Genomic DNA, 20,690 nt, shown 5'->3' with positions numbered 1-20,690 from the left:
CCCATGTGAGAGTAGGTCATCGTCAAGATTAAATTCCGAAACCCCTATCTGCGTATGCAGGTAGGGGTTTTGTTTTGCCCGCAGGAAAAGAGCACTCTGGCGACAATACAAAATTGCACAGTTATTTTCGAGTCAGGACACTAGAATAGGTCCAACTTATTTGGAGCCAGAGCCTTTATGCCAGATCCGGTTGACGCCCCAGGGCTGTCAGATTTACCGCTGGACGACTTGGTAGCGTGTCATGAGTGCGACTTGCTGATGCGCAAGCCTGCGCTTGCTCATGGTGAGAAAGCCATCTGTGTACGCTGCGGTTATGAGCTGTATGCCCATCGACACAATGTCGTGCAGCGCAGTCTCGCCTTGGTCATTGCCGCGCTGTTGTTGTTCATCCCGGCGAACTTTTTACCCATCATGCAGCTCCATCTACTCGGACAGTCGTCGCACGATACTGTCTGGAGTGGCGTTGTCGGTCTGTTCGATACCGGTATGCGAGGCGTAGCGGCAGTGGTGTTCCTTTGCAGCATGGGGATTCCGCTGCTCAAGCTGATTTGCCAGCTGTTCGTGTTGCTGAGTATTCGCTTCGATATCGGACGCAGTTATGGCCTGCTGCTCTACCGCATTTATCACCATCTACGGGACTGGGGGATGCTCGAGGTTTACCTCATGGGCGTACTGGTTGCGATCGTCAAATTGGCCGATATGGCGGCGATTACCGTAGGTCTTGGTCTTGTGTGCTTCATCAGTTTGTTGTTGGTTCAGGTCTGGCTGGAAGTAGTGATGTCACCGCACCAGATCTGGCAGGCTCTATCAGGAGAGGATGCCCATGCGGGCGATTGATGCAGGCATTTTGATTTGTGCCGAATGCCACGAATTGAATAAACAGGAAGCCGATACCGACGAGCAGGTTTGCACTCGCTGCGGTGCGCTGGTTCACGCCCGCCGCCCGAACAGTCTGATGCGTACTTGGGCGTTATTAATCACGGGGGCGATTCTCTACATCCCGGCCAATGTGCTACCGATCATGACCGTCAATTCCCTGGGGCAGGGCGATCCGAGCACCATTATGTCCGGTGTGATCCAGCTGGTTCAGCACGGCATGATTCCAATCGCCGCCGTGGTTTTTATCGCCAGCATTCTGGTTCCCACGTTCAAGCTGGTGGGCATCGCATTGCTGCTGTTTTCGGTGCAGCGCCGTCAGCCGCTCTCGGCACGCCAGCGAATTCTGATGTACCGCTTTATCGAGTTCATCGGCCGCTGGTCGATGCTGGATATCTTTGTAATCGCCATTCTGGTGGCGGTTGTGAATTTTGGACGGCTTGCCAGCATCGAAGCCAATCTTGGCGCCATCGCCTTCGCCAGTGTGGTGATTCTGACGATGCTTGCCGCAGTAACTTTCGATCCCCGACTGATTTGGGATAACACGGAGTCGGACGACGACCATGACTGATTTGCCTAAAGCGAAAACCCGACCGGCCTCGAACTGGTCAGCTATTTGGGTGTTGCCCCTGATCGCCTTGATCATCGGCGGCTGGCTCGGCTGGCGTGCCTACAGCGAGACGGGCATCGAGATTCAGGTGCGCTTCGAAAGCGGCGAAGGCATTCAGGCCAACAAGACCGAAGTTGTCTACAAAGGCATGTCGGTCGGCAAGGTGAAAGCCCTCAAACTCGATGACGAAGGCAGCTCCAAAGGAGTGATCGCCACCATCGAGATGAACAAGGACGTGGAGCAATACCTCAAGACCAGCACGCGGTTCTGGCTGGTCAAACCGAGTGTGAGTCTGGCCGGTATCACGGGCCTGGAGACGCTGGTCTCGGGTAACTATGTGGCCGTTAGCCCAGGCGAAGGCGAGCCGACCCGCAAGTTCAAAGCCCTGGCCCAGGAGCCTCCGCTATCGGACGCGCAACCCGGCCTGCACTTGACCATCAAGGCTGATCGCCTCGGCTCGCTGAATCGCGGCAGCCCGGTGTTCTACAAGCAGATTCAGGTCGGTCAGATCAAAAGCTATGTGCTGTCCGCAGACCAAAGCACTGTCGAACTCAAAGTCTTCATTGAGCCGACCTACGCCAGCCTGGTGCGTAAACACACGCGTTTCTGGAATGCCAGCGGCATCAGTATCGACGCCAACCTTTCTGGTGTGAAAGTACGTAGCGAGTCCCTCGCCAGCATCGTCGCTGGTGGTATTGCATTTGCCACTCCGGAAAATCGCAAGGACAGCCCGCCTACCGATCCAAGCCTGCCGTTCCGTCTCTATGAGGATTTCGATGCGGCTGCAGCCGGTATTCGGGTCAAGGTCAAACTCAGCGATTTCGAAGGCCTGCAGTCCGGTCGTACGCCGGTGATGTACAAAGGCATCCAGGTCGGCAATTTAAAAACGCTCAAGGTCGATCCGGACCTGTCCAGTGCGACCGCCGAGTTGACTCTCGACCCGCTGGCCGAGGACTATCTGGTCACCGGCACTCAGTTCTGGGTGGTAAAACCATCGATTTCGCTCGCCGGTATTACAGGCCTGGAAGCGCTGGTCAAAGGTAACTACATCGCTGTGCGCCCAGGCGATAAGGGCGGTGCGCCGCAGCGCGAGTTCGAAGCACGGCCCAAGGCGCCGCCGCTGGACCTGCGTTCGCCAGGCCTGCATTTGGTGTTGTTCACCGAAAACCTGGGGTCTCTGGAAGTCGGCAGTCCGATTCTCTACAAACAGGTCAAGGTCGGTTCGGTTCAAAGCTATCAATTCTCCCGCACCAAAAAGCAGCTGGTGATCGGGGTGCATATCGAGAAGGAATACGAAGGGCTGGTCAACGCCTCGACGCGTTTCTGGAATGCCAGCGGCATTACGCTCACCGGTGGATTAACCGGCGGCATCCAGGTCAAAAGTGAGTCGTTGCAGAGCCTGATGGCCGGAGGCATCGCCTTCGAAACCCCGGAAGCCAAAGCGCCGTTGCAAAAGCGTATTCCGCGTTTCCGCCTGCATGCCAACCATGATGAGGCAACGCAGAGAGGCACGGTGGTGACGATCAAGGTCGATCGCGCCGATGGCCTGCGCAATGGCACGCCGGTTCGATTCAAAGGCCTGGACGTTGGCAAGATTGAGGACGTCGACCTCAGTGATGACCTTCAATCAGTACTGCTGACCGCGCGGATCACCGAAGTGCCGGAGCGTATCGCTCGGGTCGGCAGTCAGTTCTGGGTGGTTAAACCTGAGCTCGGTCTGATTAAAACCTCGAACCTCGACACTTTGGTCACCGGGCAATACATCGAAGTACAACCGGCGCCGAAGAACCTCGGCCCACAGAAGACTTTCGTGGCCTTGACCAATCCTCCGGAAATCGCCAAGGAAGAGGCTGGTTTAAGCCTGGTGTTGAGCGCTGCTCGCCGGGGTTCGCTGAAGGCAGGCGTCCCCGTTACCTATCGCGAAATCACGGTAGGCAAGGTGACCGGCTATGAACTGGGCCAGACGGCTGATCGTGTGTTGGTGCACATCCTGATCGAACCGAAGTATGCGCCGCTGGTGCGCAGTGGCACGCGGTTCTGGAACACCAGTGGTTTTGGTTTTGACTACGGCTTGTTCAAAGGCGCGACAATACGCACCGAATCGCTGGAGACGCTGGTCCAGGGCGGCATTGCGTTTGCTACACCGGATGGCGACCGCATGGGCGTTCCGGCGCGGCCCGAGCAAACATTCCCGCTGTTCGACCAGTTCGAAGATGAGTGGCTGACCTGGGCGCCGAAGATTTCTCTCGGTAAGTAATTCAGGTTGATTGGGCGTCTGAGAAGACGCCTTCGCGGGCAAGCCCGCTCCCACAGTGATCGGGTGGCGTACCCAAAATCCGGGTTCAATACAAAACCCTGTGGGAGCGGGCTTGCCCGCGAAGAGGCCCTCAAGTTCACTCAAAGCTTCAGGGGTGTACCCACAAACAAAAAGGCCGCGATCCATTTGGATCGCGGCCTTTTTTATGCTTCGGTTTAAGCGTCAGACCGCATCCAGCTCTGGTTCATCAGCTTGTACAACAACGGTTGCCTTCACTTCATCGTGTCGACGAATGTACTTCCAGTCCGCCTCGTCGATATAGATGCCGTTCGGGCCGCTGCCGCCTTCCAGGTCGATGGCGACACTGGCGCAAACTTGCGGCTTCACACTCGCCAGAATCGGCACGAAGCCCAATTGCAGGCTGGTTTCCAGCAGTGCTGCCTGGTTCTTCTCGTCGATGTCCGCCGCTTCGTCGAGGTAGTACGGCAGGCGTACGCGACCGGCCTGATCGCGGTCCATCAAGTGCAGCAACAAGTACATGTTGGTCAGTGCCTTGATGGTCATGGTGGTGCCGTTGGACGCCGCGCCGTCGATGTCGGTGTGGATCACCGGCTGACCGTTGACCTTGGTGATCTCGAACGCCAGCTCGAACAGATCCTTGAGGCCGAGCTGGTTGTGGTTCGCCGCCACCAGCCGCGCCAGGTATTCCTTGGCCTCTTCGTTCTTGTTGTCTTGATCGGCGCTTTGGCTCAGGTCGAAGACGGAAAGGGTTTCGCCTTCTTCGTACTGACCGGCGCTGTGGATGATCTGGTCAATGTGCTTGAGCGCTTCCTTGTTCGGCGCGAGCACGATGCGGAAGCTTTGCAGGTTGGAGACCTGACGCTTGTTGATCTCGCGGTTGAACAACGCCAGTTGATGTTCGAGGCTGTCATAGTCGCTGCGAATGTTACGCAGGGTCCGGGCGATGTCGGTGACGGCTGCACGACGGGCCTTGCCGAGAGTCAGGGCTTCGTCGGTGCGGTGTGCGTACGCGTTGATCAGCAGTTGCAGGCGACGCTCCATATCGTCTTCGCTGTCGAACTTGGCCACGCCTTTCAGGCGAACCTGAGCATAGAGCGCGTCGATCTGCCCGTCGCTGCGCAGCAGGCCTTGCCAGCTGTCCTGATAGTCGTTGAGCAACGGCAGCAGGTTGTCCATGGAGTCGTCGACCGGGTCCATGAACGGCGTGCCGAATGGCAGGTCCGCCGGCAACAGCTGACGACGGCGCAGGGCGTCGTCGAGGGTGCGTTGTTTGGCTTCCATATCGCCGATCTGCCGGCCGACCAGTTGCAGCTTGGCCGACAGTTGTTGGACGCGTTCGGTGAAGGCATCGCTGGAACGCTTCAATTCGTCCTGAGCAGCTTCCATCTGCGCCAACTGCTCAAGCTTGTCGCCTTCCTCGGCGCTCAGGGTTTGCGCGCGGCGGAAATCTTCCAGGGCTTTCTGCGCATCCAGCACTTGCTGGTACAGCGCTTCAGTCTGGGTCTTGCTGGCCGCGCGGTCGGCTGCCACGGCAGCTTGAGTTTTCAGCTGCTTGAGTTCTTTTTCCAGGCGGTCTTTCTGATCGCGCAGCGCCGCGCGGTCAGCCAGGGCTTGCAGCGCTGGTAGCTCGATGTGCGAGATGTCGATGGACAGACCCGGCACTTCGAAGCGCTCGCCTTTGAAGCCATCAAGAATCAGTTCCATGGATTTGACCCACTGACCGTCCTCGTCCAGCGTAATGCCGTGTTCGCCCAGCGGGAGGCTGAACAGTGCGCTGTTGAACAGGCGCATCAGGCGCTCGACGTCCTGTTGTGAGAACTCTTCGCGCAGACGGGCGTAGCTGTTGTTGTCGGCGTGGTCGAGTTGCTGCTTCACCGATTTGAGGCGTTTTTCCAGATCCCGCAGACGCTCTTCCAGGTCTTCGGCGCTGAACTGGCGCGACTGGGCCAGTGCACCGGCCAGTTCGTCGTGCGCGTCTTTGGCGGCGAGCAGTTGCTGCTCGAGGACTTTGACGTCATCGACCAGCGCGAAGCGATGCTTGAGCACCGACAACTCGCCGAGCCAGCGCTGGATGCCGGTGATTTCCCGCTCCAGACGCATCAGCTCTTGAGTGCCGCCGCGTTGATCGTTTTGTAGCGCGTCCTGCTCGTTGCGGTAGTGCTCGGCCTGAATCGTCAGCTCTTCCTTGCGCGCACTGGCGTAGTCCGACCAGGTGCCGAGCAGGGAGTCGAGCAGCGGCGACAGGCGATGCAGTTTGCCGCGCAGGATATTGCGCTGGGCCACGCCTGCGGCCAGCGCTTCAACCAGCGGGCCGGCGGTAACCAGCGAGTTGTAGTCCTGCTCCATGCGACGAACATCGCGGAAGGCTTCTTCGCACGCGGCGATGTAGTCGACGCTACCGGAACGCAGGCTGTGTTCGAAGGCATCGAGGAACAACTGCTTGAGTTTGGCCGCGGTGATTTCGCGCATGTGCAGCAAGTTGATGAACAGGGCGCGGAAGGTCTTCAGGCTCTGCTCGCTGGTGGAGCGCAGCGGGATCAGCGTCAGGTCCAGCGGAATCGAGGTGTGACCGCCCACCAACAAACGACGCAGTTCATCCGGCTTGAGTTCATAGGCTTTCAGGCCTTCGCGCTCAAGGTTGGTGAACAGCTCTTTCTGCCGCAGGCAGGTGTCGTCTTTCTGGTAATGGGCCAGATCGAGTTTGCCGGCATAGGCGAAGAACTGGTGACCGAAACCACCGCCCGGGCCGCGTCCGACCACGCCGATTACGTGCGGGCCGTGGGGCAGGGAGACTTCCACCAGGATGTAGCTGGTGTCCGAGGCGAAGTAGAAACGCCGGGATTGTTCCAGGCTGTACTTGCCGAAACTCATGTCCGACATGCGCGCCAGAATCGGGAACTGCAAGGCGTTGATCGATGCGGATTTACCGAGGTTGTTCGCCCCGTAAACCGACAGCGGCTCTTCCAGCGGGAACAGGCCGAGGCTGTAACCGGCGGTGTTCAAAAGGGCAAAGCGGCGAATGCCGTAGCGTTCCTTGCTCATGCGTCGGTCTCCTGTTCTTCGGCAATGGCGCGGGCCATGGCGTCTTCTTCGCTTTCTTCTTCGAAGTCACTCAGATCCAGCGGGTCGTCTGTTTGCAGCAGTTTTTCATCGCTGTCGTCATCGATCAGCACGGGCACCGGCAATGGCAACACGCTGTGCAGGCTGGCCGCCAGATCGCGGTCCTGCTGAACCGACAGGCAGACGTCGAGGAAACGGTGCATCGGTGGCAGGAAACGATAGATACCGGGCTCTTCGCTGGCGAAACCGAGCTGGGTCATGCGGCGCATGATCTTTTCTTCCAGTTCGTCCTGAGTCTGGACCTCGGCCTGGATGAACAGGTCGCGGTACTTTTCCAGAAGCGATGGCAGTTCATCACGACCGAGACTGCCGCCGTCGAGCACGGAGATCGGGTCGCGGCCCTGGTCGGCCAGATGCTCGACGAGGATGAAGGTGAACAGCGCCAGACGTTGCGCGGTCTTGTTTACTGCCGCCGCAGCCAGGTCCGGAACGAAGTAATAGAAACCACGGGTGTCGCAGACCAGTTCAAAGCCCAGCGCCTTGAACAACGTACGGTACTGGTCCTGGAAGTTCGACAGTTGCGCGTACAGCTCCGGATCGCGGCGGCTGACGTGGTAGCCCTTGAACAGCTCGCGAAAGATCGGCGCCAGCTGGGACAGTTCGTTTAGATCAAGATGCATATGGGGTGCTCGCAGAATCCTCGGCGGCGGTGTCGCCGGCCGAGAGCAGGGCGAAGGAGCGCAGGCTGACCTGGTGCTCGTGAGTGTGGTAATCGCGGCGTTCCAGACGCTCGCGTTTGAAGCGTTTTTCCCGTGACAGGCGCGAGAACCAGTAGAGCAATTCGTCGGTGGCGCCGTCCGGCTCCTGCTCCAGCAGCCAGGTCATCAGGTCCGGCATCGGCAGGGCGTCTTCGCAGCGTTCGAGCATTTCCCGAACCGTGCGTGGCGCGCGCGGGGCTTCACCTTTCTGGGTCTTGTGCGCCTTGGGGAAACGCGCCGGTTTTGGTTCGAAACGGGCCAAGGCGTACACGTAGGCTTCGACTTGACTGGCGCTCCCGAGGAAGGTGCTTTGCGGCCGGGTGAACATCGGCATCGCGGCTTGCGGTACCGCATCGATGCCTTTACGACGAATGGCCGACAAGGCCAGCGCCGCGCCACGGGTCACGGCGTTGTGCCGGCGGGCTTCTTCACGCAGCGGCAGCAGCAGTTCACGGGCATGACGCAGCGTCAGTTGGGCGCTGGTCTGCATTTCGAGGATGCGCGCGTGGGTGCGCAGCAGCATGTCGTCGTCGACCAGATGGCCGAGGCGCTGCTGTTCGGAGAGCATCTTCAGCAAGACCGTTTCGACCTTGCGCACGCCTTGTTCGAAGGCGCCGTCGGCATTCACCAGTTCAATCATCGGCTCGACGTATTCGTCCCAGGTCGCCAGCACTTCAGCGTAGCGCTGACGCAGCGGGATCTGCCGATCGCTGGTTTTCGCCCGTTCGGCGACGGCCACCAACGCCTGTTCGTCGTTGTCGAGTTTTTTCAGCACATCGCGCACGCGCATGTCGAGCAGACGCAACTGGCGCGCCAGATCATTGCCGTCGCGAATGTCGAAGGCGTCCTGAATGTAACCGGCCAGGCGCTCGAGATGGCGCAAATAGGCTTCGATTTCCAGGCACAGGCCCAGACGGTGCTCACGGCGCAGGTAAGCGAGGAAATCGTGGATCTGCGCGTTGAGCTCGAAACGGTTCGGGCTTTTCGCCACGGGAACCAGAATGTCGAGGCGGATCCACACGTCCAGCAGGCTGGTGATGTCCTGCGGCGTACTGTCGAGTTGCTGGGCGGCCAACTGTGAACGCAATTCGTTGAGGCTCAGGGTGCCTTGGTCGAAGTGCTCGCACAGTGGCTCCAGAAGTGCCCAGTGTTCAGCGAGGGCGCGCAAGACGCGCTTGGGTTCGATCATCGGAATGGCCGGCTGGTTGGCGATTAAAAGTCGCGATTGTACTGCATCACGCCCGTTGCGATTCACTCTCGGGACGGACAGTTGGCTTTCTATCGATCAAGCGTGGGCGATCTTGAGCGAAGGGCGGTAGAATCACCGCACTTTAGTTATCCACAAGTGGCCGACCTTTGCTTATCGAGTCCCGTCGCCGCGCTTATTTGACCGCCATGCAGGTGGTCAACTGGCTGCCGCGCACCGAATTGCCCTTTGCTGCGCCCTCGCGGCCCGAACTGCTGGAGATGCCCGAGCCGTTGGTCGTCGCCCCGGTTGCACCGGCTCCTGTGGCCGAGGCACCGATGGAGCCCGTGGTCAAACCGGCCGAGCGGGTGAAGATCGAGGTGCCACGGCCATCGTTGGCCAGCACCCGCACGAACGCCAAGGTCGAAGAAGAGGAGGCCCCAGTCGCGGTCAAGGCGCCGGTCGTTCCGCCACCGCGTTTCGCCCTTCAATTGCTGCGCGCAGGTCGTTGCCTGTTGCTGGTGGAGTTACCCACAGGCGAAAGCTTCCAGACCCGCGATCCGGCCTATCTTTTGCTCAAGGACATGCTGCGCGCCGCTGGTCTGCCAGACAGCCCGCAGATCGTCGGCGAGCCGGTGCGCTGGCCACTGCTGGCTCGCGGCACCATGGATCAAGGGCCGGAAGCGGCTCGGGATTTCGTACAAGGCTTTCTGTCGGCCCGTTTGGAAGACGCGCCATGCGTCTGCTTGTGGTTGATCGGCTTGCCGGCGGTGCGTTTTGCTGGTGAGGCGAACGCCGAATTCTTCAACCGTGAACTTCAGGTCGAAGGCCTGGGTTCGGTCTGGGCCCTGCCGGGTCTGGAATTATTAATGGAAGAGCCACAGCGTAAGGCTGATGTCTGGCAAGCCATGCGTCGGCTGATGGCGCGCTGGAAAGAATCGAATGAGTGACGCTGTATCGTTCCGCCCGATGACCGAGGCGGACCTGGACACTGTACTGAAAATTGAATACGCGGCTTACAGCCACCCCTGGACCCGCGGGATTTTTCTCGATGGCCTGGGCAAGTACCAGATCTGGCTGATGTTCGAAGGGCAGCAGCAGGTCGGTCATGGCGTGGTGCAGATCATTCTCGACGAGGCGCATTTGCTGAACATCACCGTCAAACCGGAAAATCAGGGCCGAGGCCTGGGTTTGACGCTGCTGGAGCATTTGATGTCGATTGCCTACAAGGCAGAGGCGCGGGAATGTTTTCTGGAGGTGCGCGACAGCAACCGGGCGGCGTTTCGGTTGTATGAGCGGTATGGTTTCAATGAAATCGGACGTCGACGGGATTACTACCCCGCTGTTGGCGGGCGCGAAGATGCCGTGGTCATGGCCTGTACATTAGTGGATTGAGCCTTGAAAGCTTCGCGGGCAAGCCTCGCTCCTACGGGCCGAGGCACAGAACCCGTAGGAGCGAGGCTTGCCCGCGAAGGCGTCCTCACTGACGACAACGATCAACGCTTGCCATCCATTGGATCGCGCTGCGCCATCTCTGCTTCGTCCAACCCATTGCCCCCGCCGATGTCGTCCTCATCGACAATGCTCAAATCCCAATCCGCCTGGCCGCCTTCACCCTCTTCGTGGGCGTCCCGTGCGCCGTCTTCACGGATCAAGGTTTCCGGGCTCATGTCATCGTCGGTGGACTCATGGTCATCGGTCGAGCCCCCGGTCATGCCAGCTTCACGGACGCGTTCGTCGGGGATTTTCTGCGCACGCTCGCGTTCGGGGATCAGGTCGCCGATTCTGGTGCCTGGTTCTTCCTCGTCGAAATCCAGCTCATGCACTGAGCCCATGCGGTCTTCGTTGTCATCGATGGGCTCGGGTTGCGCCTTATCGAACGGACGTCGTGAATCAGTCATGGCATTCCCTCATACTGTAGGCCTTACTACAGTTGACCCACTGGGCTTGCGAGAATTCCACCGGCAGGGAACGTCGGCTCGCCGTTATAGGCATCAGGGCATCAGGGGGTATCTGCATCGCGCGCGTGACCCCGACAGGCGGTTGTCTGTCAAACCAGCGCATCATTCTCGAGGCTTCATTGCATGAACGACTTACAAGATCTGATTGATAACAACGAGCGCTGGGCCGATGCGATCAAGCAGGAAGATCCTGATTTCTTCGCCAAGCTAGCCCGTCAGCAAACCCCGGAATACCTGTGGATCGGCTGTTCCGATGCGCGCGTGCCAGCCAACGAGATCGTCGGCATGTTGCCGGGCGATCTGTTCGTCCACCGTAACGTGGCCAACGTGGTGCTGCACACTGACCTCAACTGCCTGTCAGTGATTCAGTACGCGGTCGATGTGCTCAAGGTCAAACACATTCTGGTGACCGGCCACTATGGCTGCGGCGGTGTACGCGCCTCGATGCAGGACCGTCAGTTGGGCCTGATCGACGGTTGGTTGCGCTCGATTCGCGATCTCTATTATGAAAAGCGCGACGAACTGGCCAAGTTGTCCACCGAAGAAGAGCGGGTCGACCGCCTTTGCGAGCTCAACGTGATCCAGCAGGTGGCCAACGTCGGTCATACCAGCATTGTGCAAAACGCCTGGCACCGTGGTCAGAGCCTGTCGATCCATGGTTGCATCTATGGCATCAAGGATGGACGCTGGAAAAGCCTGAACGCCACCATCAGCGGTTTCGAACAGTTGCCGCCGCAGTACCGTTTGCGTCCGGTCGAAACGTTGTAAGAGCCTTTCAGCTGGAACTTCGTCGACGCCAGTGTTGAAAAAACTGTTCTCCATTGGCGTTCGGCGACTCGTCATAGCCGATGATCCAGCCACGGCAGCAGGGACAACCGCAGCGGCAAGCGAACTGCCGCTGCAGTTTGTCTTCTGTCGCGGCGAAATCCATCGTCAGTCGATCACCTTTTTTGATGTCCTTGAGTGCCCATAACCACAGCTCGCTCATGTCGAGAAAGACGTTGGGATCGCAGGAGTGGCTCAGCAGGCCGCAGAAGCGCGGATCGTAGAGGTGGATTCCTGGAGCCAGTTGCCGAGTGTGTCGGCAGCGATAGGGCAGCAAATGTCCGGAAACCCGGCAGATTCGGCTGATGCGCGGGAACTCGCGCAGTGCCACGACAGCCACTGCCAATCCCTGAGCGTTGTAGATGATTTCAAAGTCGTCTTTGGAGGGGAACCCAAGACGAAGGGGCAATTCTACAAACGGATAGATGCCATTCGATGGCGGTGGGGGTATTGCCTGTTCTGCATGAGCTCTCATAACAATCCTTGTCAGGCGAGTGCTACGACCGCCGTCTACTGACATCCTGTCAGCCCTGCAGCACATGGTATGCCTCAAGATCTCGCAAATGAAACAATCAGTCTACTGTCAAATATGACAGGCGAAAAAGGCTCTTTTCCGCGTCAGCCATGGCTCACGCGAGAAAGAGCTTTATCGTTTTACAAGTGTGGAGCAGGGGCGGAGGAGGTCACCAGGGCTGGACTCTTCAACTGTTTCAACTGAGATTTGACCTGCGCTGTCGAGCACTTGGCCACGGCCTGTTCAGGCGTCAGGTTGCGGATCGAGGTGTAGAACAGTTCGCAGGTTTTTTCTTTCTGGGTCACTTGCCAGGTCTGAGTACAGCTTTTCAGCTGAACGGTAGGGTCAGTGCCCGGTTTGCTGCCCATCCCGGCCTGCCAGCACGCGGCGCTCAAATCCTGCCCCATGACTTTCAGCCCCGCAGCATCGGCCTTGGCCTGGGCATCGCTGCCGCTATAGGCCTCGGGATCGGCGGCGTACCAGATGTAGCTCGGGTGGTTGGAACCCAGTACGGGTACTTTCACACCCTCGCTCGGGCTGATGGTTGCCAGGCCCAGCACGTCTACGGTCGGCCCATATTGTTGCTTGATCCAGTTACGTACCGGTGCGCCGAAGGCGACCATTGGCAATGCTGCGCCGCTGGCGTTCTGGCTGACTTCCTTGACCATGGTGGTCTGGTAATCCTTGAAGTAGTCATAGACGCCTTCAAGGTCCTTACCGGCGCTGGACGGCGCGGCAATCGGCGCGATGTCGATGATGGTCTGATAGCCCGGTGTCTGGTCGTCGGGGATGCCATTGGCAGTCAGCAGCGTGGCCCAACGGTCGGTCGTCTTGGACTCCAGGTAGTCCTGGGCTTGGGTCAGCGAGTAATCCGGCGGGAAGTGCAGCAGTTCGACGCTTTTGCGATTTTCCAGCGCCATGCCCAGCGGCAGGAACAAGTACCAGTTATAGGTCCATTTGCCATCGGCACTCAGTTTGCTGGCGCCGTTGTAAGCCAAATCCCCAGCCTGGAGCAATGCGGTCAGCGGCTTGTCATAGCCTTTGGGTACACCGCTGATAGTGGCGTAGAGCTGATTGTTGTCGGTCTTTACCAGCACTTTTGCGGTTTTGTAGCCATCGCGCTGTACGCTTTGGGTCAGGTAATGCTCGACGGTCTGCTCCAGCGTCCAGTCGCGATAGCAGATGACGTTGCAGTTGTTGGGGTAGGAGAACAGCCGGGTGACCCGTTCGGTACTGCCCAGATTCAGATCGACATCGGCGTGGACGGCGGTACTCAGGGTGAGTGCGGCCAGGGTGAGTCCTGCGAGTTTTAACATGCTCAGATCCTTTTCAGCGTGAGCCCTCGGAGGCGGGGCGAGTACATACTGAAACTACTTGTGTCGAACGGTCCAGTACCCACATGAAAAGATCGCCAGTCTGAGAGCATCCTTCATCCGCGAAAGCATCTTTCGTCGGGGCGCTGGCAGTGAGGGATGGAAGAGTGGGCCAGTGCTGACGTTTTTTTGGGTGTTTGGGACCAGGGTCTGATGGGTTGTCCACAAGCGCATTTGCGTAGACCATGGGCGCCTTGGTTTTTTGCCTGCCAGAGTTCTTTGCCATGACTGCCAACACCGACGCGCGCCCGACGCCCTTCACCCGCTCGGACTACAAGACCCTGGGGCTTGCAGCCCTTGGTGGCGCGCTGGAAATCTACGACTTCATCATTTTCGTATTTTTCGCGCTGACCCTCAGCCAACTGTTCTTCCCGCCCGAAATGCCCGAATGGCTGCGCCTGCTGCAAAGCTTCGGGATTTTCGTCACCGGCTACCTGGCGCGTCCGTTGGGTGGAATCCTGATGGCGCATTTCGCCGATCGACTGGGGCGTAAGAAGGTTTTCAGCCTGAGCATCCTGATGATGGCGTTGCCGTGCCTGCTGATCGGGATCATGCCGACCTACGCCCAGATCGGCTATTTCGCACCGCTGTTGCTGTTGGCCCTGAGGGTCCTGCAAGGCGCGGCGGTGGGCGGTGAAGTGCCGAGCGCCTGGGTATTCGTCGCCGAACATGCACCGGTCGGGCATCGCGGCTATGCCCTCGGTTTCCTGCAGGCAGGGCTGACTTTCGGTTACCTGATCGGCGCCCTGACGGCGACCTTTCTGGCACAGACGTTCACCCCGGCGGAAATCCTTGATTACGCCTGGCGCTACCCGTTTCTCCTTGGCGGTGTGTTTGGCGTCATTGGTGTCTGGCTACGTCGCTGGCTCAGTGAAACCCCGGTATTCATGGCGATGCAGGCCCAGCGCGAGGCTACTGTCGAACTGCCGCTGCGCACGGTCCTGCGCGAGCACCGCCTGGCGATGCTGCCGGCGATGATCCTCACCTGCGTGCTGACCTCGGCCGTGGTGGTATTCGTAGTCATTACCCCGACCATGATGCAAAAAACCTTCGGCATGACCGCCAGTCATACCTTCGCCCTGAGTGCCTTGGGCATCGTGTTTCTGAACATCGGCTGTGTGCTCGCGGGGCTGCTTGTCGATCGCATCGGCGCCTGGCGCACGGTGATGCTGTATAGCCTGCTGCTGCCTCTGGGTATTGGCGTGCTCTACACCTGCCTCATCATTGAAGGCCGGTGGCTCGGTCTGGCCTATGCAGTGGCAGGCCTCTCTTGCGGGGTAGTCGGCGCAGTGCCGTCGGTGATGGTCAGCCTGTTTCCGGCGCGGATTCGCGTCTCGGGGATTTCCTTTACCTACAACATTGCCTACGCCGCCTGGGCCAGCGTCACACCGCTGTTGTTGATCGGTCTGATGCCGTGGAGTCCGTGGATTTGTGTGATTTTCTGCGCAGTGATGGGGGCGGTGGGCATCAGCAGCGCGGCGTATTTCGGCGCGCGAGTACCGCGAATTGGGCGCTGTTCGGTAGCCGGCGCGGTATAAAGGTGTTCGTTTTGCCACTATTTTTGTAGGACAACCCTGAAACACTCTTCAGAAAATATACCCAAGGCCGATGGCTAGGCTGTATCCAGCTTTTTATCCCTGTCCATCGGTGCTTCCCATGTTCAACAAACGCTTGAAGCAGGAGCTGTCGGCTCTTCGCGAAGAACTCTCCAGCCTTCAGCAAGTCAAGGAGAGCCTGGACAGCGAAATGCTGGTCTTGACCCTTGATTCCGATGGCAGGATTCAATCGGTCAACCATAACTTCATGGGTGAAATGCTCTACAAGGGCAACGAACTGATCGGCCGACACATCGAAGACATCGTCCCGGTTCATGTGAAGTCGGACGAATTCCACCGTCGCTTCAAGACTGCGTTGAGTCGTGGCGAACATTTTGCCGGCACGGTTCGTTTATTGCGGGGCACTGGTGCCGAAGCCTGGTTGCGGTCGATCATGCAGCCGGTGCGCTCCGCGGATGGCCGGATCAAACACTTCTCGATTTACTCCAGCGACCTGACCCGCACCATCGAGGCGTCTCGTGAACATGAGAACCTGATCGGCGCGCTAGTGCGCTCTACGGCGGTCATCGAGTTCGACCTCAATGGCAACGTGCTGATGGCCAACGAGCGGTTTCTCAACGGCATGGGTTACAGTCTGGCGCAGGTCCAGGGCAAACATCACCGCACCTTCTGTGAGCCAGAGGAATACAACAGCCCCGAGTATCAGAACTTCTGGCGCCGCCTGAACGCCGGCGAATTTGTGGCCGATCGTTTCAAGCGTATCGATAGCCACGGTCGCGTGGTCTGGCTGGAGGCTTCCTACAACCCGGTCGTCGACGCCAACAACAAACTCTACAAAGTGGTGAAGTTCGCCACGGTGATTACCGATCAAGTCAATCAGGAACAGGCCGTCGCCGAAGCGGCCAACATAGCCTATAGCACCTCGTTGCAAACCGACAGCAGCGCCCAGCGCGGTACCACCGTGGTGACTCAAGCGGTGGACGTCATGCGTGACTTGGCCAAACACATGCAAACCGCCGGTGAAGGCATCGAGGCGCTGAACGAGCAATCATTGGTAATCGGCACCATCGTCAAAACCATCAGTGGCATCGCCGAACAAACCAATTTGCTGGCGCTCAACGCGGCCATCGAAGCCGCTCGCGCCGGTGAGCAGGGGCGAGGTTTTGCCGTGGTGGCTGATGAAGTCCGGCAACTGGCTTCGCGAACCAGCCAGGCGACCGACGAAATTGTCGGCGTTGTGCGCCAGAACCAGGACATGGCGCGTAACGCCGTGGCCCTGATGACCGATGGCAAACTCCAGGCCGAACAGGGGCTGGCGCTGGCAGCGGAGGCGGGCACAGTGATCGTCGAAATCCAGGACGGGGCGCAGAAAGTGGTGAACGCGGTTGGGCAGTTTGCCAATCAGTTATCGACTTGATGCTATCTGTGCGGCGTGAATAGCCCTAAAAAGGTCACGCCTGCTTTTGCGGCTTGATCAGACCAGGATTCTTCGCTAACAAAAAAAGGCCTACCTCCCGGTAAGCCTTTTCTCAGTTTTGCGTACCACTCAATCCCCCAACGCTTCCCCCTCACGTCGCGGATCGGCCCCGCCGGCCAACGCGGCTTTGCCCTGCGCATCCTTGACCCGAACAATCGCCTGAGTCCCGCTGGTCATGTCGATCTCGTTCACGTTGTGCCCTTTGTCCTTCAGTGCCTGAATCAGCTCTTCGCTGAACTGCCCCCGTTCCAGTTCGGTCGGGCCGTTACGGCTGCCGAAATTGGGCAGGCTGATGGCCGCTTGCGGGTCGAGGTTCCAGTCGAGCAGGCCGATGGTGGATTTGGCCACGTATTCGATGATCTGCGAGCCGCCGGGGGAGCCGACGGTAGCCAGGAACTCGCCGTTCTGACGGTCGAAGATCAGCGTGGGCGCCATGGACGAGCGCGGGCGTTTACCCGGTTCGACCCGGTTGGCGACTTTTTGCCCGTTTTCTTCGGGGAGGAACGAGAAGTCGGTCATCTGGTTGTTGAGCAGGAAACCCTGGACCATCAGGTGTGAGCCAAATGCTGCCTCCACGGTGGTGGTCATGGACACGGCGCCGCCTTCGTCATCGACCGCCACCACTTGCGAGGTGGAGATGCGCAGTGGCGAGCGGTCCGGCGCATAGGCAACCTGAATGCCCGGCGGGGTACCGGGTTTGGCCATACCCATGCTGCGATCGCCGATCAAGGAGGCGCGGCTGGTCAGATAAGTCGGGTCGATCAGACCTTTTACCGGCACAGGTACGAAGTCGGTGTCGGCGACATACTGCGCTCGGTCGGCGTAAGCCAGGCGCTCGGCGTCGGCGATCAGGTGCACCGCTTCTGGGGCGGGTTCGATGCCTGCCGGTTTGCTGGTCTTGAGCGGTTTGAGTGGTGCCAGGGCAAAACGCGGGTCGCGGGATTCCAATGCCTGCAAGGTGCCAAGAATTTGCGCCACGGCGATCCCGCCCGACGACGGTGGCGGCATGCCGCAAACCTGCCAGCGTTTGTAGTCGGTGCATAACGGTGCGCGTTCCTTGGCCTTGTAGCCTTGAAGATCGTTTAGCGACAGGCTGCCGGGGTTGGCGTGGCCCTGAACCTTGGCGATGATCTCTTTTGCGATTGGCCCTTTGTACAGGGCATCGGGACCTTCCTTGGCGATGCGCTTGAACACTGCGGCCAGTGCCGGGTTTTTCAGCTGTGTACCGATCGCTTTCGGGCTGCCATCGGCATTCAAAAAGTAGGCGGCCATGTCCGGTGAACGCTGTATGAACGCGTCTGCCGCGATCAACTGATGCAGTCGTGGCGAAATGGCGAAGCCTTGTTCCGCCAGTTCTATGGCGGGCTGGAACAACTTCGTCCACGGTAGGCGACCGTGTTTCTGATGGGCCAGCTCTAGCGCCCGCAATACACCCGGCGTCCCCACCGAGCGCCCGCCGATCTGTGCCTGGGTGAACGGCATTGGTTTACCGTCGGCCTGCAGGAACAGTTTCTCGGTGGCGCCGGCCGGAGCGGTTTCGCGCCCGTCATAGGTGCGTACAGCCTTGCCATCCCACAGCACAATCAACGCGCCACCGCCGATACCCGATGATTGCGGTTCGACCAGCGTCAACACCGCTTGCATGGCAATGGCCGCATCAATCGCCGAGCCGCCCTGACGCAGCATCTCCCGCCCGGCTTCGGCTGCCAGCGGGTTGGCGGCTGCGGCCATGTGTTTCGAGGCATGCCGGGTCTGCAGGTCGGTGCGATAACCAGAGGCGATTTCTGGCGCGACCGGCAGAGTAGAGACTGGCGGCGAAGAGGGCAGGGTATTACACGCGGCGAGGGTTAAAGCGGTGGCGATCAGCGAAAAAGCTGACAGGCGATAGCGACTCAAGTGGAAGGCTGAGAACACGCGGGGCACTCCGTCCATGGGATAAAATGTCCGGGGACTTTATCGGCCTGGGAGACGCGACGCAAATCAGGTCCGCTGTCCTGAAACAATGCCACTTTTCTCGAGGCATAAAAAAACGGCCTACCTTTCGGTAAGCCGTTTTTAGTACTTGGTGGTACACAGTCATTTGAACAAGATTCCTAATGCACTGTATCTAAATAGTTTAGTGCTTTTAATTTTACTCAGGCATACACGCAGGCATACAAGCTGCCGCCTTTTAACTACTTTTTTCTCTCATGCTTGTACCAACAGAGAATGATCGTCACGCCAATACCTGAGGGAGTGATAGACAGAGTCCAGATTACCGCTCCCATGACAAACCCTTGGCTTGACAGGTTCAACAGTAGACTTGATGCGAGCAACAGCGTTGCGCCGCAACGTAACACGCGTGTTCCGAGTAACTGCCGTTGAAGCGTAACCCTGCGCAAGTGAGTGATTTGACTTAACGCCAATGCGCAGAGCCCCAATACCATTAAGCAGAATGCAGCGATGCTCGATAACCAATAAGCCATTTGTCACCTTGCCGAGCGCTTGTGACGGAGCAAGCGCCTACCCATGATTCCCGCGAGCAACGCGATGATCATCAATGCCAGATCCACCCCCGCCACCGCCGATAGCCTCTGGTTCATTGCCCGCCAGAGATGATCGCCCGTACTCCAAGCATTGGAGAGCACAGCCAGTAGCGCCAACGCGCTGATCAGCAAAAGGTGCGCGGCCCATGGCGCCCGTGATTGCGCCGAGCGCAAGATAACCAACAGGGCATGCACAGCCGCCAGCACCCAGACCCAGTAAAATGCTGTGGTTTCCCACTGGGCCCGGTCAACCAGGTCGATCGGCAGCCATCGATTGACCACTAGCATGGCCAGGGTGGCCAGTGGCATTCCAGTGATCAGCGCGCTGCTGAGCAGTGTCATCGACACCACGCCCCATTGCCCGGCAGCGTGCTGCAGGCGGCGCTTTTCCAGCCAGTACAACAGGCCACTGCCGAGCATCACGCAACCACTCAAACCGGCGAAAAAATACAAGGCGCGCAACCACTTCTGCTGAAAATGCGCCACATGCAATCCTGCCAGAAACTTGAAGCTCGCGGCGGCGGCCGGCAATCGAGACTCATGTAGCAGCCTTGCGCTGGCGCCATCGAAGTACAGGGTTTGCCCATCCTGGCTCATGCGGTCAGCCAAGGAGCGACTGATCTCGACGTACGCATTGGCATCCCCGGGGTGCCAGACCCGGACAAACGCCGGCTCGCCATTGCCCCAGTGCAATCGGGCTTGCGCCATCATCCGGTCCAGCGAGGCCAATGACCCCGGTATGCCCGATGCCGGGCGACTGTAGGCTGCGTCCGCCTCTTGACCGAACTCACCGGGCTGGTCCAGGTACACCGCCAGGATGCCGGCAGGGAGATACAGCGGGAACAGGATCAGCAATCCCGATAATAGGATGACCACGTGAAAAGGCAGGGTAAACACACCGGTCAGGTTGTGCATGTCCAACAGCCGCCTGGGCGACTTATCGGCTCGCAATGTAAACAGGTCCTGAAACAGGCGCGCATGGATGCAAACGCCGGCAATCAACGCGATTATGCCCAGCATGGCGGCAAGGCCCAGCAGGCGCGCACCGATGTTCCAGAAGTTGATATTGAGGGTGTAATGCATTCGGTAGAAAAAGTCGCCGCCGTGGCTTCCGGCTTCGGGCAGCGCGCGGTCCTCGGCCGGCGCCAGAAAACGACTGAAGCCCTGACGGTCCTTGGTCCAGGCTTGAAATCGCACCACCGGCCGGCGCTCATCGGGCAGTTCCACGTACCACTGCATCAGTGGTTTGCCCTGCGTCAAGCCGGCTATGTGGGGGACCACCCGGTGATCCAGTGACAAGGGCGTGTCAATTGGTGCGAGGCGAATGTGCGGCAGCATCCAACTGTCCAGCTCACGGTCATAAACCGCCAGGCTACCCATGAAAAATGCGATCAGCAGCAGCCCGGAAAAACCGATGCCGACAAATCGATGCATCCACAGCAACGCCTGCCGAACACTCGTGAACATCAGGCGCCTCCCGCCAGATAGCGGGTGTTTGCCCACATCGCCAGCAGTGCACTCACCACCAGCAAGCCGTTGCGCGTTGCATGTGGCGCACTGAACAACCACAACACCAGCCATGGAAAGAGCACGAAACTGGTGATCGAACTGGTTAGCACCGCTTCACTGGGCTGCACACGCCAATGCACTAGGCACAACGCCAAAAAGCCGTTCAGCGCCCAGCACGATAG

Annotated in this window: 18 protein-coding genes and 1 pseudogene; 9 read left to right on the top strand and 10 right to left on the bottom strand. The window is 59.0% G+C overall.

Annotated elements, in window-relative coordinates:
- The first annotated feature begins 177 nt into the window (after positions 1–177).
- Genes AC1RQB_RS23755 through AC1RQB_RS23745 form a run of 3 tightly spaced genes read left to right on the top strand, consistent with a single transcriptional unit; the run spans position 178 to position 3,743 of the window.
- Complete coding sequence (locus tag AC1RQB_RS23755; RefSeq protein ID WP_063342523.1) at positions 178–837, top strand: paraquat-inducible protein A; 660 nt, start codon at positions 178–180, stop codon at positions 835–837.
- Entirely contained in the window at positions 824–1,447 is a 624-nt protein-coding gene (locus AC1RQB_RS23750; protein WP_007896874.1) for a paraquat-inducible protein A, read from the top strand. The genes AC1RQB_RS23755 and AC1RQB_RS23750 overlap by 14 nt, the downstream gene beginning before the upstream one ends.
- Positions 1,440–3,743 (top strand): PqiB family protein, encoded by a 2,304-nt coding sequence (locus AC1RQB_RS23745; RefSeq protein ID WP_008074141.1) that lies wholly within the window; start codon positions 1,440–1,442, stop codon positions 3,741–3,743. Before AC1RQB_RS23750 ends, AC1RQB_RS23745 begins: the two co-directional genes overlap by 8 nt.
- A gap of 222 nt (positions 3,744–3,965) precedes the next feature.
- On the opposite strand, the gene mksF is transcribed toward AC1RQB_RS23745, so the two are convergent.
- From mksF to mksB, 3 genes are read right to left on the bottom strand one after another with little or no spacing between them, the layout of a single operon-like run.
- Complete coding sequence (mksF, locus tag AC1RQB_RS23740; RefSeq protein WP_063342524.1) at positions 3,966–6,806, bottom strand: Mks condensin complex protein MksF; 2,841 nt, start codon at positions 6,804–6,806, stop codon at positions 3,966–3,968.
- Positions 6,803–7,504, bottom strand: a complete 702-nt coding sequence (gene mksE / locus AC1RQB_RS23735) for an Mks condensin complex protein MksE (RefSeq protein ID WP_063342525.1) — start codon at positions 7,502–7,504, stop codon at positions 6,803–6,805. Before mksE ends, mksF begins: the two co-directional genes overlap by 4 nt.
- Positions 7,494–8,771 carry an Mks condensin complex protein MksB gene (gene mksB, locus AC1RQB_RS23730; protein ID WP_198537206.1) on the bottom strand — a complete coding sequence of 426 codons (1,278 nt, stop codon included), beginning with the start codon at positions 8,769–8,771 and terminating at the stop codon, positions 7,494–7,496. Before mksB ends, mksE begins: the two co-directional genes overlap by 11 nt.
- Before the next feature lie 206 nt (positions 8,772–8,977).
- Between mksB and AC1RQB_RS23725 the strand changes: the two genes are divergently transcribed.
- Positions 8,978–9,718, top strand: a complete 741-nt coding sequence (locus AC1RQB_RS23725) for a hypothetical protein (protein WP_063342527.1) — start codon at positions 8,978–8,980, stop codon at positions 9,716–9,718.
- Positions 9,711–10,163, top strand: coding sequence for a ribosomal protein S18-alanine N-acetyltransferase (rimI, locus tag AC1RQB_RS23720; protein WP_007896888.1), 453 nt, complete (start codon positions 9,711–9,713; stop codon positions 10,161–10,163). Before AC1RQB_RS23725 ends, rimI begins: the two co-directional genes overlap by 8 nt.
- Positions 10,164–10,264: 101 nt before the next feature.
- Here the strand turns inward: rimI and AC1RQB_RS23715 are convergent, their stop codons facing one another.
- Positions 10,265–10,669 carry a hypothetical protein gene (locus AC1RQB_RS23715; RefSeq protein ID WP_008074152.1) on the bottom strand — a complete coding sequence of 135 codons (405 nt, stop codon included), beginning with the start codon at positions 10,667–10,669 and terminating at the stop codon, positions 10,265–10,267.
- Between the two features lie 183 nt (positions 10,670–10,852).
- Here AC1RQB_RS23715 and can point away from each other — a divergent pair, with 183 nt between their 5' ends.
- A complete protein-coding gene (gene can, locus AC1RQB_RS23710; protein ID WP_008074153.1) occupies positions 10,853–11,497 on the top strand; it encodes a carbonate dehydratase in 645 nt (214 codons plus the stop codon).
- Between the two features lie 7 nt (positions 11,498–11,504).
- On the opposite strand, the gene AC1RQB_RS23705 is transcribed toward can, so the two are convergent.
- Both AC1RQB_RS23705 and AC1RQB_RS23700 read right to left on the bottom strand, forming a co-directional pair.
- Positions 11,505–12,029, bottom strand: a complete 525-nt coding sequence (locus AC1RQB_RS23705) for an SET domain-containing protein-lysine N-methyltransferase (RefSeq protein WP_008074155.1) — start codon at positions 12,027–12,029, stop codon at positions 11,505–11,507.
- 179 nt (positions 12,030–12,208) lie between these two features.
- On the bottom strand, positions 12,209–13,384 hold the full coding sequence (locus AC1RQB_RS23700; RefSeq protein ID WP_063342528.1) for a hypothetical protein: 1,176 nt from the start codon (positions 13,382–13,384) through the stop codon (positions 12,209–12,211).
- Between the two features lie 281 nt (positions 13,385–13,665).
- On the opposite strand from AC1RQB_RS23700, the gene AC1RQB_RS23695 reads away from it, so the two are divergent.
- From AC1RQB_RS23695 to AC1RQB_RS23685, 3 genes and pseudogenes are all read left to right on the top strand, one after another.
- Positions 13,666–14,979 (top strand): MFS transporter, encoded by a 1,314-nt coding sequence (locus AC1RQB_RS23695; RefSeq protein WP_063343921.1) that lies wholly within the window; start codon positions 13,666–13,668, stop codon positions 14,977–14,979.
- 70 nt (positions 14,980–15,049) lie between these two features.
- A pseudogene (locus AC1RQB_RS23690) lies at positions 15,050–15,874 on the top strand (PAS domain-containing protein); the annotation flags it as partial.
- A gap of 108 nt (positions 15,875–15,982) precedes the next feature.
- On the top strand, positions 15,983–16,414 hold the full coding sequence (locus AC1RQB_RS23685; RefSeq protein ID WP_225602937.1) for a methyl-accepting chemotaxis protein: 432 nt from the start codon (positions 15,983–15,985) through the stop codon (positions 16,412–16,414).
- Between the two features lie 129 nt (positions 16,415–16,543).
- Here the strand turns inward: AC1RQB_RS23685 and ggt are convergent, their stop codons facing one another.
- From ggt to AC1RQB_RS23665, 4 genes are all read right to left on the bottom strand, one after another.
- Positions 16,544–18,388, bottom strand: coding sequence for a gamma-glutamyltransferase (ggt, locus tag AC1RQB_RS23680; RefSeq protein WP_207267401.1), 1,845 nt, complete (start codon positions 18,386–18,388; stop codon positions 16,544–16,546).
- Between the two features lie 260 nt (positions 18,389–18,648).
- A complete protein-coding gene (locus AC1RQB_RS23675; RefSeq protein ID WP_081235358.1) occupies positions 18,649–18,939 on the bottom strand; it encodes a DUF3325 family protein in 291 nt (96 codons plus the stop codon).
- Positions 18,940–18,942: 3 nt separating this feature from the next.
- On the bottom strand, positions 18,943–20,466 hold the full coding sequence (locus AC1RQB_RS23670; RefSeq protein WP_063342530.1) for a PepSY-associated TM helix domain-containing protein: 1,524 nt from the start codon (positions 20,464–20,466) through the stop codon (positions 18,943–18,945).
- Positions 20,466–20,636, bottom strand: a complete 171-nt coding sequence (locus tag AC1RQB_RS23665; protein ID WP_493095214.1) for a hypothetical protein — start codon at positions 20,634–20,636, stop codon at positions 20,466–20,468. The genes AC1RQB_RS23670 and AC1RQB_RS23665 overlap by 1 nt, the downstream gene beginning before the upstream one ends.
- Positions 20,637–20,690: the final 54 nt, after the last annotated feature.

This window comes from Pseudomonas sp. GW822-FHT02E03 (assembly GCF_058802325.1).
The sequence above is the reverse complement of the archived record's forward strand: the minus strand, read 5'-3'. Positions and strand labels throughout refer to the sequence as shown.